The organism is Methylomonas sp. MgM2, assembly GCF_054172045.1.
The window spans coordinates 47052-59465 of the sequence record NZ_JBSYXO010000016.1 but is presented as its reverse complement, the minus strand read 5'-3'; the positions used below and the strand labels follow the sequence as shown (position 1 = coordinate 59465).

The following is a 12414-nucleotide window of genomic DNA, read 5'->3' as shown; positions in this document are numbered from 1 at the left end:
CAAAGCGGAGAGCTTGACAGGTTGTAAGCAGCCCCAAGGGCTGCCAAGGTCAAAGTTGGTTAGCTCAATTAAAACTCATTACTTTCATCAGTGCCCTTTCCTTCTAATTGTTCTTGATTTCGGATGTACTTGCGTATTTGACCTTCTTCAAAACCGACTGTCGACACGGTATATCCTCTTGCCCAAAAACTTTCTCCATTAAAGTTCGTCTTCCTGTCTGAAAATTGTCAGGCTACGGCTATTGCACTTTTCCCTTTAGGTAACCCGCCACTTCGGACACCGAATATTTCGGTGGGTTCTGGATCAACATATGAACGTGATCCTGAACTATATGCCTTTCCAGAATTTCACTCCGTCGTTGCCGGACGACTTCTAAGGGTTGGAAGAAGATTTTTCCTTCTGAGGTGCGATGGGTGTTACGCGGTAAGGGTTGCTGAGTAAAATGTCTTGAAATAATGGGTCGGATTGGTCTACGTCCACCGTCACCATGTGACCGGTATTGGAACCGATGTAAGGTTGCATGGCTGTAACCATATAGGGGAATATCAAGCGGAGGTCATTACTCAACCCCTGGCTCTGAACACTGATTTTCCAAAGCTGTACCGGCGTTTTATTCTGCACATAGGCCGTCATATCATAGGCTTCCAACGATAAGTAACGTCTATACATCAAGTAAGTTTCGATACGTTGGGTATAGTAAGGCGACATTGGATAATACCACCCCCACCTATAATAGGGATAGGTTCCTCCGAAACCGTACCACGCTGGAACATTATACGCGTATTGATACGTTTGTGGTTCACTGACACCATAGTTCAAAAATAACACTACATCGCCATCCTGTAGCGTATCGGCTTTAACGAATCCACGCTTGCCCAGAGCCTTTTCCAAATAAGCTTTAAATTCTTTAAACTGTAGGTCCTGCTCTTTAATATCTTTATTGGCGGGTAATATTACAAAATGATGTTTGTTCGACACGTCGCTAGTTGTCAACGCATCTATATCAGAACGAATTTGAATGAGTTTTGGTGTCGTTGTACAAGCCGTCGCCAGCACCGACAGCATTATTAGCAAAACGGCTTGAATCTTACTTTGTTTCCATTTGTTCATCGCCAGCCTCCTGATCTTGCTCAGTATCCAGTTGCTCAGCCTGCTGCCAATGTTGCTTGATCAGCCGACGCCGCTGAATCTCCGCCAAGGTTTTACGTTCTTCCACCAGAGTCTCATGCGCTAGACGCTCATCCAACCGCTCAAGTTCAATTAATCGTTGCTTGGCTTCCAACTGCTGTTGCACTTCTAGTTCTGTTTCGAAACTAATGGTTTTCAGATTCTGCTCATGCGCCACTTGTTCCGCGTGTATCCGAACTTCCACCTCATGTTGACGAGTCAGTTGCCGCTCTTTTTCAAGCAACAGTTGAATTTGCGCCTCGGCCTCTTGTAGTTGAATGACGCGCTGCATTTCGGACAATTGCTTCAAATGTTCCGATTCCTGCTGCTTCGCCAGTATGGCTTGCTGCTCGTTCAACCGCTGCTGACGCAGGCGTTCCTGACTTTTTTGTTGATTCAACTCGAACGTTTTCTTAAGCACATGAAGGTATATACTATCTTTCCCGAGTTGCACTTCCGGAAACTCGGCGAATTCCGCGAACATATGGCAAACCGCTTCAGCTTGGATATGTTGCTGTGTCAACACTTCGCAAACAGAAATCGCCAAGCGATTTTCATGTTGTGTCAAACCGTTCTGCACCCAACTTCCATCGGCTAATTTACTGAGTTCCTGGTTGATTTTGTCTTCGATGACGCCTAAGTAAAGATTCCGGATATGCTGATTGATACCTTCAATTAACTCCGCATTCCTGCGAACGTATTCCAGCGTCGCTTGAAAACGTAAATCTAACGCTATCTCTATCGCGCAAAAGTCATCGAATAACTTAACCTGACTACGGTAAGGCCAAGACTCAATTTTTAGCGGATGAACCTTATGATAAAAACGTTTGGTAAATTTGTCCGGACGCAGAAATAAACGTTTTACCGGACCGAGTTTGAATTCGACCAACTGTCTATCGACATCGAAACCGGCAACCCAATTCTCCGGCGACAGATCGTTGGCGGCGAAAAGGTCTTCGCCGGCGAGCCATGCATCAAGTTCGTTGTTGGGTTCAGCCATGACTCACAGCGGAATTTGCCATCGCTTTAGCCTTAAGCTCGGCAATTTTATCCGACATTTTTTCTGCGACGAGCGGATAAAGGTTAGGAGCGAATTCAACTGTTCTCGCATCCACTTTTCGTAAAAACCCCCTACTCAAGAGCAATCCAACCACAAACATCCGCGACCAGTCGGAATAACGCCTGGCTTTTTCCAGCTCCGACTTTTCGATGATCATTTCCAGTTCGTCGTTCTCATTTATACGAAATTCCGTAAATTGCCTAAGACACTCAAACACCAATTCCTCTTCCTGTTTTGTCAAAGGTCCCGGCGCTGTAAATTCCAGTCGATAAGACAGCAATATGGTAAAAAAATCCACCATGGCTGCACAAGCAAAGGCAAACCAGGAAAATCCTTGCCACATTGAAAACGACGGTTTTACCTCTTCGACAAATTGTTTGTAGGTCATTAACATCGGCGCATCCGGTAACATCAAGCCTGCACTGCTGGATAATTGATTTACCAGGAGCTGCATATCTTGATAATGCTTTAACATCTGATAGTAAGCCGTTTCCGGATCTAAGGCCACATCCAAATCAGCGAGGCTGGTTTGCAACAATCGAATTTTTTTATCCAATTCCAAAAAAACTTGCTCTTGCGCTTGATAGGCCTGTTTTTTTTCTTGGTAGATCTGATTGTAATGGCGCCAAAACGGCCCTTCGCCAACTTGATTTCTGTAACCGGGAGCGATTTGCTCATGTGTGCCGAAATACGCTTGTGACACGTCGCGCGAAGCTTTTTCGAGCGCTTGCTGATGCTCTTTCATCAACCGGTTCTTGTGCAAAAGCACCGTATCGATGTACGCCTTGATATCCTGTCTAATTTCTTGAATCCGATTGATATGCAAGGTTTCTCGCTCGGATATTTCATAAAATTTGAAATACGAGAATGTCACGGAGGCCGAAACGGCAATAAAAAGTGAAATGACCACCGAGAAATAACGGAACCGGTTTGCGGTCCAATGGATACTCGCCATTTCCAACGAACAGATCACGATGATAGACTGAATCGCAACGGTAATAATCAACGCAATCCAAGGCGTAATAAAGTGTGAAAGGCCGTAATAAGTAGTAAACCCCGATGACACACTTAGCATCAACACGATGGGAATCGTCCAGATTCGCAGCATGCTGACGAATAGGGTCTGGATACGATTGATAAGGTAGCCCATCCCGGTGGAGCGGGTCTTAAGTCTCGAATCGTTCATTATCAGGAAAAACCTAAAGTCTATGGACCCGAGAGTTAGCTCATGCTCAAGTAACGTTCACCGGTATCGTGAATAATCGTCACGACGGTTTTACCGCCACCAAGACGTTCAGCCACGCGTAATGCCGCGCAAACGCTTGCGCCTGACGATATTCCGGCCATAATGCCTTCCTCTTGAATTAGGCGCATACGCACGGCGAAAGCCTCCTCTGATGAGACTTGTTCAATGCCGTCAATCAGATCCACATCCAGGTTTTTGGGTATGAAGCCGGCTCCTATGCCTTGAATTTTATGCGGACTATGGCGCCCACCCGAAATTACCGGCGATTCGGCCGGTTCAACCGCAATCGCCCTAAATTGAGGATTCCGATTTTTAATGACATCCGCCACCCCGGAGATGGTACCGCCGGTACCAACTCCACAAACAAACACATCGACCTGTCCGTCGGTCCCCGACCAAATTTCTTGGGCGGTGGTTTGTCGGTGGATATCCGGATTAGCCGGATTTTCAAATTGTTGCGGCATAAAAGCCCCTGTTTCGGCGACGATTTCTTCAGCCTTACTAATCGCTCCTTTCATGCCGTCCGGTCCGGGCGTCAGTACGAGCTCGGCACCATAAAGGGCCAGTAGCTGCCTTCGCTCTACCGACATGGTTTCGGGCATCACCAACACGCAACGATAACCACGAGCGGCCGCTATCATCGCCAGCGCTATTCCGGTATTGCCCGAGGTGGGTTCGACGATGGTTCCGCCGGATTTCAAAGTCCCTGCCTTTTCGGCGGCCTGAATCATCGCTTGTCCGATCCTGTCCTTCACCGAACCGCCCGGGTTTCTTGATTCAAGTTTCACCAAAACCGCCGCCGATTGCGAGGGAACCATACGTTGCAGTTTGACTAACGGGGTATTACCTATCAATTGAATAATGTTATTTACGTTAGCCATAGATAGAACACCCTCTTATTTGTCGAGTTTGAATGCTACGAACACCGGACTACCGTTACGCTGGATCAACATAGCTATAGACCGACCCACCGGTAATTTTGCGACAATTTTATTAAATTCCGCAACATTACGGATAGGAGTATTTTGTACGCGCAAAATCACATCCCCCGGCTGAATTCCGGCATCCAAACCCACTCCCTTGCTAACTTTTTGCACCAACACGCCGTTCTTTTCCACTTGTAGTTGTTGCCGTTCCTCTTCTGACAGGTCGGCTACAACCAGACCCACTCGGTTTACGCTAGTTTCCGGCGAGGAATTCGAACTTAGCTGCGCTACTTTATTCGCGGGTAACAAGCCGACCTTGACGCTCAAATCTTCTTCGTCACCTTGTCGAATGACTTTGACCTTGGCTTCCGTGCCGACTTCAGTCATGCCAACAATCGGCGGCAGTTCGCCGGAAGTTTCAATCGTATGACCCTCAAATTCGACGATGATATCGCCAATTTGAATACCGGCTTTTTCCGCCGGTCCGCCCGGAATTACTTTTGCGACCAACGCGCCGTGAGGCCTGTCCATGCCAAACGATTCAGCAAGCTGGCGTGTCACATCCTGAATTTGCACGCCTAGCCATCCACGAGACACCTTTCCTTTGGTTTTAATTTGCTCGGCCACGTTCATCGCAACATCGATAGGAATCGCGAACGACAAACCCATGTATCCGCCGGAACGGCTATAAATTTGCGAGTTGATACCGACTACTTCTCCCCGCATATTAAACAACGGACCTCCGGAATTTCCCGGATTAATCGCAACGTCGGTCTGTATGAACGGCACATAATTACCGTCGGGTAGACTGCGCCCCTTGGCGCTAACGATGCCCTGAGTCACGGATTGTTCGAATCCGAAAGGTGTTCCAATTGCCAAAACCCACTCTCCAACTTGCAGTTGGTCCGGCGAACCGATTTGGACCACAGGTAAATCCGACGCATCGACCTTTAGCAAAGCCACGTCGGTACTTTCATCGGAGCCGATCAATCGTGCTTCCAGCTCGCGTCGATCTTTCAATTTAACGATGATTTCCGAAGCATTGTTCACCACATGATGATTGGTCAATATGTAACCATCCTTTGAAAGGATAAAACCAGACCCTAAAGAATTTGTTTCTTTCGGCACAAAGCCACGGCCGGGCCCCTGGAAGAAATGGCGGAAAAACTCTTCCAACTCCGGCGGTATGTCTTGCGGCATTTGTTGATCCGAATCTATCTGCATATCGGGCGCTTTTTGCGTCGTACTGACGTTAACAACGGCATCTCCATTGTTCTTCACCATCGCCGTAAAATCGGGCAATTGCGCATAAGCTACTGAATTAAAGATGATGAATAGACATGCGCCACTCAAAAGCTTATTAAACATACATACTCCGTTTATATGTTGCATTCTGAAAGAAAGAAACAATTAATTACTGCGTAAAGAAACACCGTTAGCGACGAGCTCGACGGTCTGCAGGGGGACTTCGCCTAAAACAGTCACTTGCCAATCACCTATGACACGACTAAACGAGTTGACCGGCCCCAGCGTACGGATACCTTCAACGTCTTGCTCGGCCTTTTCTTCAAAATAAATTGAAATATTGGAAAATCCGTCACTGATAAGCAAATGATCGACACTTCTTTTCGATTGCTGCATCGTATTGCGTATAAAAAATACTTTCTCAAACCCCGCCGGCATTTGGTGCAACAGAAAAGGAGTGTCGTCAAACGCGTCGACTCGTGAAAAATATTGTTGACTTGCTTGATCGGTTTGCGCAGATGAAGTTTTCACCTGCGGGTTGGAATCAATCGAATCAATGTCAAATTCGGTAAACAAAACTTGCTCTAGCACATTACCTTCCGCGCCGTATACTTCCACTTTCAATGGAAGCAACGACTCGACATCGACCCAAATCTTTCTGGCATAACGTAGATCATCTTTAGGTAAGACTGCAATAATTTGTGTCGGCCGCATCGCAACCATTTCCTGCCCCGCAACCACCAGCAAATATTGATCATCAACTCGTTCCGGTGCTTTCGGCAAGTTCAGTATAAAGGATCGATCAATCGGATGCCGACTTTCAACCTTTTTTTGCGTTTCCTTATATAAGCATTTAACTTCGTTAGACTTTCGTACCAATTCGCGCAACGGAGAGTTTAATGACGTTAAACGTTCCGTCTCGACTCCGCCGTCAACCGCATGCCGGTATTTCATGGTATCAATCTGTCCGTTTTTCATGAATACTACGGTACCATGATAATTTTGAGCCCTCATGGCATCGCGGACTTTCTCAAGCCATTGTTGTCCGGTTAAAAATTGCTGCTCGTCGGCAAATACACTGGATGTAAAGACTAAAAAAAAATATAAAAATCGCATTAAGAAGATTATTTATGTTGATAACTAGCAACATGCGCATAAGATTGGACACCAACATTGTTGCTGACGTACCAAACGTTATCATGCGCCTGTAAATATTCTTTGAACCGGGCATTCATTTGTTCGGCCTCTACCGAACCTTGAGCGACAGTATTCGCGTTGTGGTAGGAGCCGGGAAATTTTTGAAATTGGCTGGCCGATAGCCAAACGACTGCCAATAATACCGACGCTGCGACTGCCAATCCCGCTTTTTTCAAATCGCCTGCCTGTTTTTTCCGTGGCAAAAAATAAATCGGCTCTTTGTCTAATTGTTGATGAATTTTTTCAACGAAATCCAGACTAGCAACCGAGCACTGTTCGCTTTTTAATGCGTGACTAATCAGCGAATAACGCTGTAACTTCGCTTGCAATTCCGTATCTTGCCGTACTGCCTTCAGTAACGAGAAAGCCTGGGCTCTGTCGAGTTGATCATCGAGCAGTAAAGAGAGTTTTTCTTTGTGTTGTTCTTGCATGACGTACCTTTAACCAAGCAGTGGGTTTAATTTTTCATCGATAGCCTCGCGGGCTCTGAAAATACGAGAGCGGACGGTTCCGATCGGACAATCCATTGCCTCGGCAATCTCTTCATAACTCATGCCTTCGAATTCCCTTAACGTAATTGCAATCCGCATTTCCTCGGGTAATCTTTCTATAGCCGATTTGATCACATGGATAATTTGATCATTCATCAGTTGATGCTCCGGCGTTTCAATATCTTTCAACTGTGGCGCATTCTCGACTTGTTCGGCATCTTGCATATCAACCTCCCGATCCGAATGCCGTCTTGAACGCGACAACAAATAATTCTTTGCGGTATTGATCGCTATTCGATATAACCAAGTGTAAAAAGCACTGTCGCCTCGAAAATCGCCTAAGGCTTTATAAGCCTTGATAAAAGTGTCTTGCGCCACATCTTGGGCTTCACTGGGGTCTTTCACGTAACGGTTCACCAGATGCACAATTTTATGCTGATACTTTATGACCAACAGATCAAACGCCGACTTGTCACCAAGTTGCACGCGCATGACCAAATCTTGATCTAAATCTTCTGAGTGCCTTGTTATTTCTTTCACTGAGTTACTTCTATGCTGGGATGGACAGAATTAAACCGCATTAGTTCTAGCAACACAAAAAAAATTACCACCGAATAAAAAAGCGTTATGATTTTCAAGACACTGTAACAAAACCTTCATTCCACCATACAACCTTGACTAGGCAACCCAATCTCCAATATGACATTCTGATCGCCGGTAGCGGCGGTGCAGGCCTCAGTTTGGCCCTGCATTTGTCCGACATCTATCGCGTTGCAGTCCTCTCTAAATTCGCTTTGACCGAATGCAGCACCTATTACGCCCAAGGTGGAATTTCCGCTGTTTACGACGATCAGCACGATTCGATCGAATCCCACATCCAGGATACCTTAATAGCGGGCGCCGGACTGTGCGACCCTGAAATCGTACGTTTAACCGTTTCTAAGGGAAGAGACAGTATCGAATGGTTGCGTATCCAAGGCGTCCATTTTACCGAAGTTGCCGGCGACAATGGCACTAAACAACTACACTTAAATCGTGAAGGCGGCCATTCCCACAGGCGGATAGTACACACCGACGACGCGACCGGCAAAGCCGTGTCGATGTCGCTAATCGAACGCGCCCAATCGCATCCGAATATCAGCCTGTTGGAATACCACAATATGGTGGAATTGATCACGACGGAAAAGCTAGGGCTATCTCCGCAACGCGTATGCGGCGCCTATGTGCTCGACATCAACGCAGGCGAAATTAAAACGCTTGCGGCAAAAGTCGTGGTACTGGCCACTGGCGGCGCCAACAAGGTCTATTTATATTCGACTAACCCGCATATTTCCAGCGGCGACGGTATTGCCTTAGCCTGGCGTGCGGGCTGCCGGGTCGCCAATATGGAATTTATGCAATTCCACCCAACTTGTTTGTACCACCCTGCCGCTCGATCATTTTTAATCAGCGAAGCGGTGCGCGGCGAAGGCGGCAAGCTGATTTTACCTAATGGCGAACGTTTCATGCGGCACTACGACGAACGAATGGAATTGGCGCCTCGGGATATCGTTGCTCGTGCCATCGATAGCGAAATAAAAAAACACGGCGTCGACTGCGTCTATTTGGACATAAGCCATAAGTCGAGAGAGTTCATTCAAAAACACTTCCCGACTATCTACATGCAATGTCTGGATCTGGATATCGACATCAGTCGACAACCCATCCCGGTCGTTCCGGCCGCGCATTACACTTGCGGCGGCGTCATGACCGACAAAAACGCCAGAACCGACATTCCCGGCCTGTATGCCATAGGCGAAGCAGCCTGCACCGGATTGCACGGCGCCAACCGCATGGCCAGCAACTCCTTGCTTGAATGTCTGGTTTTCGCCGAGCAAGCCAATCTGGATATTCGGCATCGGTTCGACAGCATCCCCAAGCCTCCGGCGTTACCGGCTTGGGATGAATCACAAGTCAGCGACTCGGACGAAGAAGTGGTCATATCGCACAACTGGGATGAATTGCGCCGCTTCATGTGGGACTATGTCGGTATCGTCAGAACCAATAAACGCCTCGAACGCGCCATGAACCGCTTGATCTTATTGAAAGATGAAATCAGTGAATACTATGGTCGATTTCGTGTAACCAGCGACTTATTGGAGTTGCGCAACTTGGTCATCGTTGCGGAACTGATCATCCGCTGCGCCCAGCGACGCAAAGAGAGCCGAGGTCTGCACTATACCAAGGATTATCCCAATTTGGACGACAGCCGGGCGCCGCAAAACACAATATTGATTCCGGAAAAAGCCGTTAAAAAATAATCGGGCAAAAATCGCCAAGCTGGCTACAATGCAGTCATTTAATTCAGTTCAGTTCCGGACGATCAATGCAGATTCTTGGCGTAGATATCGGTGGCTCGGGCATCAAGGGTGCCATAGTCGATACTTCAAGCGGCGAATTAGTCAGCGAACGTCACCGCATCGAGACACCTCAACCAGCCACCCCGGAAGCTGTTGCGTCGGTCTTGTCGCGATTAACGCATCATTTTAACTGGACCGGCCAGATCGGTTGCGGATTTCCGGCGGCGATTCAACACGGTATCGTTCGAACGGCGTCCAATATCGCACCTTCATTCATCGGCACCGACATAAACCAGCTATTTTCAGATACAAGCAGATGCCCTTGCTTCAATTTGAATGACGCAGATGCGGCAGGCATGGCGGAAATCGAATTCGGCGCAGGCAAAAATCAAACCGGCGTGGTACTTATGGTGACGATAGGAACCGGCTTGGGTACCGCGCTTTTCACCGACGGCAAATTGATTCCGAATACGGAGTTAGGTCATATCTATCTGGAAAACGGCAAGGAAGCGGAGCTTTACGCCTCCGACGCCGTTCGTAAAGCCGAAGATTTAAACTGGAAACGTTGGGGCAAGCGTTTCAGTTACTATCTCAGCAGTATGGAAAAATTATTCTGGCCCGATTTGATCATCCTCGGCGGCGGCGCGAGCAAAAAATTTGAAAAATTCAAAGACCAGCTTACCGTGGAAGCCCCGGTGACACCGGCGACGTTCTTAAATCAGGCCGGTATTGTGGGTGCCGCCATGTATGCAAAATCCAAAGCCTAGCGAACTTTCGCATTCCCTTTGAACCGGTGCGCAGTGCGATCCGACTCGGACCGGCTCTACCGACGCCGAGCTTTATCCTTCCCCCGCCAAATGATCAATATTTCGCGGAATATTTAACGGATTTAACCCCGATTCAATCGTAACAATGTCTATAGGCTTTCCAAACCGCCCACCAGCTTATTTTCCTGCTCCCTAGCCTAAACTGTTAAAATAGCGGTTATCGCCGCCGTTGCGGCACCTTTTCCCTGCTTCCGATTTTCCACCTATTCGAAAACAACATGAAATTAGAAAAATCTTCCCGTTTTTCGGCTTGCCCAGGTCCTGTCGTCACTATCGTGCTTGACGGCGTGGGTATTTCTCCACGCGAGGACGGCGATGCCGTCAAAACCGCACGCACCCCGATTCTGGATAAACTGATGGCCAATTTTCCTATGACCACGTTGCGTGCGCACGGCAAAGCGGTCGGCATGCCCAGCGACGACGACATGGGCAATAGCGAAGTCGGCCACAACGCCATAGGCGCGGGACGCGTATTCGCCCAGGGCGCCAAACTGGTCGCGGAATCCATTAGCAGCGGCCACCTGTGGGAAGGCCATGCCTGGCAAGAAATCGTGGCAAGCGCCAAACAAGGCGGCACCTTACATTTTATCGGCCTATTTTCCGACGGCAACGTCCACTCCCACATCGACCATCTGAAGGCGATGCTGGAACGAGCCAAGCAAGAAGGCGTCGGCAAGGTCAGAATTCATATCTTGCTGGACGGACGCGACGTCGGCGAAACTTCGGCGCTGGATTACGTCGATCCGTTCGAAGCCTATTTGACCGAATTGCGCGGTGCCGAATTCGACGTAGCGATTGCATCCGGCGGCGGCCGCATGACCATTACGATGGACCGTTACGAAGCGCATTGGGCCATGGTGCAACGCGGTTGGGATATCCATGTGCGCGGCGAAGGCCGTCAGTTTGCCAACGCCCACGAGGCTATCGAAACCTATCGCAACGAGCTGAACGTGATCGACCAGGATTTACCCGGCTTCGTGGTTGCCGAAGACGGCCGGCCTTTGGGGCCGATAGTCGACGGCGACGCGGTGGTGTTCTTCAATTTCCGCGGCGACCGCGCGATCGAAATATCCCGCGCCTTCACCGAGGAAAACTTCACCGCCTTCGCGCGCGGCCCGCTACCGAAAGTAACCTATGCAGGCATGATGCAATACGACGGCGACACCAAGCTGCCGCCGCGCTTTCTGGTTGAACCGCCGGCCATCGACAGAACCATGGGCGAATACCTGGCCAAGAACGGCGTTCCGCAATACGCCATCAGCGAAACCCAAAAGTACGGCCACGTCACCTATTTTTGGAACGGCAACCGCACCGGCAAATTCGACGAAGGCCAGGAAACCTACGTCGAAATTCCGAGCGACGTCGTACCGTTCGAACAACGCCCGTGGATGAAATGCGCCGAAATCACCGATGCTTTGATTGACGCGATTCGTAGCGGCAAATACCGCTATCTGAGGGTCAACTATGCCAACGGCGACATGGTAGGCCATACCGGCAATTTCGAAGCCGCCGTCACCGCGATGCAAGGCCTGGATCTACAATTAGGGCGTTTGATCCCGGTCATTTTGGCGGCAAAGGGCGTTGCAATCATCACGGCCGACCATGGCAACGCCGACGAAATGTACGAATTGGATAAAAAAGGGGAAGTCAAACGCGATGCCGAAGGCCGCACCAAAGCCAAGACTTCGCACACGCTGAACCCGGTTCCATTCGTGTTGATTTCCGGCGAAGCGGAGCCCGCTTATCGATTACGCCGGGATCCGGAAACAGCGGGACTGTCCAATATCGCCGCAACGGTACTCAATCTACTCGGGTTTGAGGCGCCTAAGGATTACGACCCCAGCCTAATCGAAGCAAACTAAAAAGGCCGCACGTTCTCGCTGCCGCATGTCACACGTTGCGGCAGCGACGATCAT

12 protein-coding genes and 1 pseudogene are annotated in these 12414 nt (G+C 48.8%); 3 read left to right on the top strand and 10 right to left on the bottom strand.

Annotation, left to right across the window (positions count from 1 at the left end; all coding sequences use genetic code 11):
• Positions 1-68: 68 nt before the first annotated feature.
• The 10 genes and pseudogenes from ACW73I_RS13215 to rpoE form a co-directional block, all read right to left on the bottom strand.
• Positions 69-173, bottom strand: a pseudogene (locus ACW73I_RS13215) (hypothetical protein); the annotation flags it as partial.
• A 65-nt stretch (positions 174-238) separates the two neighbouring features.
• On the bottom strand, positions 239-331 hold the full coding sequence (locus ACW73I_RS13210) for a transposase (RefSeq protein WP_458029895.1): 93 nt from the start codon (positions 329-331) through the stop codon (positions 239-241).
• Between the two features lie 41 nt (positions 332-372).
• The gene (locus tag ACW73I_RS13205; RefSeq protein WP_458029852.1) at positions 373-1110 is read right to left on the bottom strand and encodes a DUF4136 domain-containing protein; all 738 of its coding nucleotides are present in this window, start codon (positions 1108-1110) and stop codon (positions 373-375) included.
• Positions 1088-2167, bottom strand: coding sequence for a hypothetical protein (locus ACW73I_RS13200; protein WP_458029851.1), 1080 nt, complete (start codon positions 2165-2167; stop codon positions 1088-1090). Before ACW73I_RS13200 ends, ACW73I_RS13205 begins: the two co-directional genes overlap by 23 nt.
• Complete coding sequence (locus ACW73I_RS13195; RefSeq protein WP_458029850.1) at positions 2160-3413, bottom strand: hypothetical protein; 1254 nt, start codon at positions 3411-3413, stop codon at positions 2160-2162. The genes ACW73I_RS13200 and ACW73I_RS13195 overlap by 8 nt, the downstream gene beginning before the upstream one ends.
• A gap of 35 nt (positions 3414-3448) precedes the next feature.
• A complete protein-coding gene (cysK, locus tag ACW73I_RS13190; protein WP_458029849.1) occupies positions 3449-4354 on the bottom strand; it encodes a cysteine synthase A in 906 nt (301 codons plus the stop codon).
• A 15-nt stretch (positions 4355-4369) separates the two neighbouring features.
• On the bottom strand, positions 4370-5767 hold the full coding sequence (locus tag ACW73I_RS13185; protein ID WP_458029848.1) for a DegQ family serine endoprotease: 1398 nt from the start codon (positions 5765-5767) through the stop codon (positions 4370-4372).
• Positions 5768-5809: 42 nt separating this feature from the next.
• Positions 5810-6658, bottom strand: a complete 849-nt coding sequence (locus ACW73I_RS13180; RefSeq protein ID WP_458029894.1) for a MucB/RseB C-terminal domain-containing protein — start codon at positions 6656-6658, stop codon at positions 5810-5812.
• Between the two features lie 110 nt (positions 6659-6768).
• Positions 6769-7272, bottom strand: coding sequence for a sigma-E factor negative regulatory protein (locus tag ACW73I_RS13175; RefSeq protein WP_458029847.1), 504 nt, complete (start codon positions 7270-7272; stop codon positions 6769-6771).
• A gap of 9 nt (positions 7273-7281) precedes the next feature.
• A complete protein-coding gene (rpoE, locus tag ACW73I_RS13170) occupies positions 7282-7872 on the bottom strand; it encodes an RNA polymerase sigma factor RpoE (protein WP_458029846.1) in 591 nt (196 codons plus the stop codon).
• A 134-nt stretch (positions 7873-8006) separates the two neighbouring features.
• Here rpoE and nadB point away from each other — a divergent pair, with 134 nt between their 5' ends.
• The 3 genes from nadB to gpmI all read left to right on the top strand — a co-directional run bounded on the left by nadB (position 8007) and on the right by gpmI (position 12360).
• Positions 8007-9632 carry an L-aspartate oxidase gene (nadB, locus tag ACW73I_RS13165; RefSeq protein ID WP_458029845.1) on the top strand — a complete coding sequence of 542 codons (1626 nt, stop codon included), beginning with the start codon at positions 8007-8009 and terminating at the stop codon, positions 9630-9632.
• A 65-nt stretch (positions 9633-9697) separates the two neighbouring features.
• Positions 9698-10438 (top strand): polyphosphate--glucose phosphotransferase, encoded by a 741-nt coding sequence (ppgK, locus tag ACW73I_RS13160; protein WP_458029844.1) that lies wholly within the window; start codon positions 9698-9700, stop codon positions 10436-10438.
• A 278-nt stretch (positions 10439-10716) separates the two neighbouring features.
• Positions 10717-12360, top strand: a complete 1644-nt coding sequence (gpmI, locus tag ACW73I_RS13155) for a 2,3-bisphosphoglycerate-independent phosphoglycerate mutase (RefSeq protein WP_458029843.1) — start codon at positions 10717-10719, stop codon at positions 12358-12360.
• The last annotated feature ends 54 nt before the right edge of the window (positions 12361-12414 follow it).

Excerpts from the sequence above, each read along its gene's own strand:
- ACW73I_RS13205 (WP_458029852.1), bottom strand. The coding sequence starts at position 1,110 with ATGAACAAATGGAAACAAAGTAAGATTCAAGCCGTTTTGCTAATAATG.
- ACW73I_RS13200 (WP_458029851.1), bottom strand. The coding sequence starts at position 2,167 with ATGGCTGAACCCAACAACGAACTTGATGCATGGCTCGCCGGCGAAGAC.
- ACW73I_RS13195 (WP_458029850.1), bottom strand. The coding sequence starts at position 3,413 with ATGAACGATTCGAGACTTAAGACCCGCTCCACCGGGATGGGCTACCTT.
- cysK (WP_458029849.1), bottom strand. The coding sequence starts at position 4,354 with ATGGCTAACGTAAATAACATTATTCAATTGATAGGTAATACCCCGTTA.
- ACW73I_RS13185 (WP_458029848.1), bottom strand. The coding sequence starts at position 5,767 with ATGTTTAATAAGCTTTTGAGTGGCGCATGTCTATTCATCATCTTTAAT.
- ACW73I_RS13180 (WP_458029894.1), bottom strand. The coding sequence starts at position 6,658 with ATGAGGGCTCAAAATTATCATGGTACCGTAGTATTCATGAAAAACGGA.
- ACW73I_RS13175 (WP_458029847.1), bottom strand. The coding sequence starts at position 7,272 with ATGCAAGAACAACACAAAGAAAAACTCTCTTTACTGCTCGATGATCAA.
- ppgK (WP_458029844.1), top strand. The coding sequence starts at position 9,698 with ATGCAGATTCTTGGCGTAGATATCGGTGGCTCGGGCATCAAGGGTGCC.
- gpmI (WP_458029843.1), top strand. The coding sequence starts at position 10,717 with ATGAAATTAGAAAAATCTTCCCGTTTTTCGGCTTGCCCAGGTCCTGTC.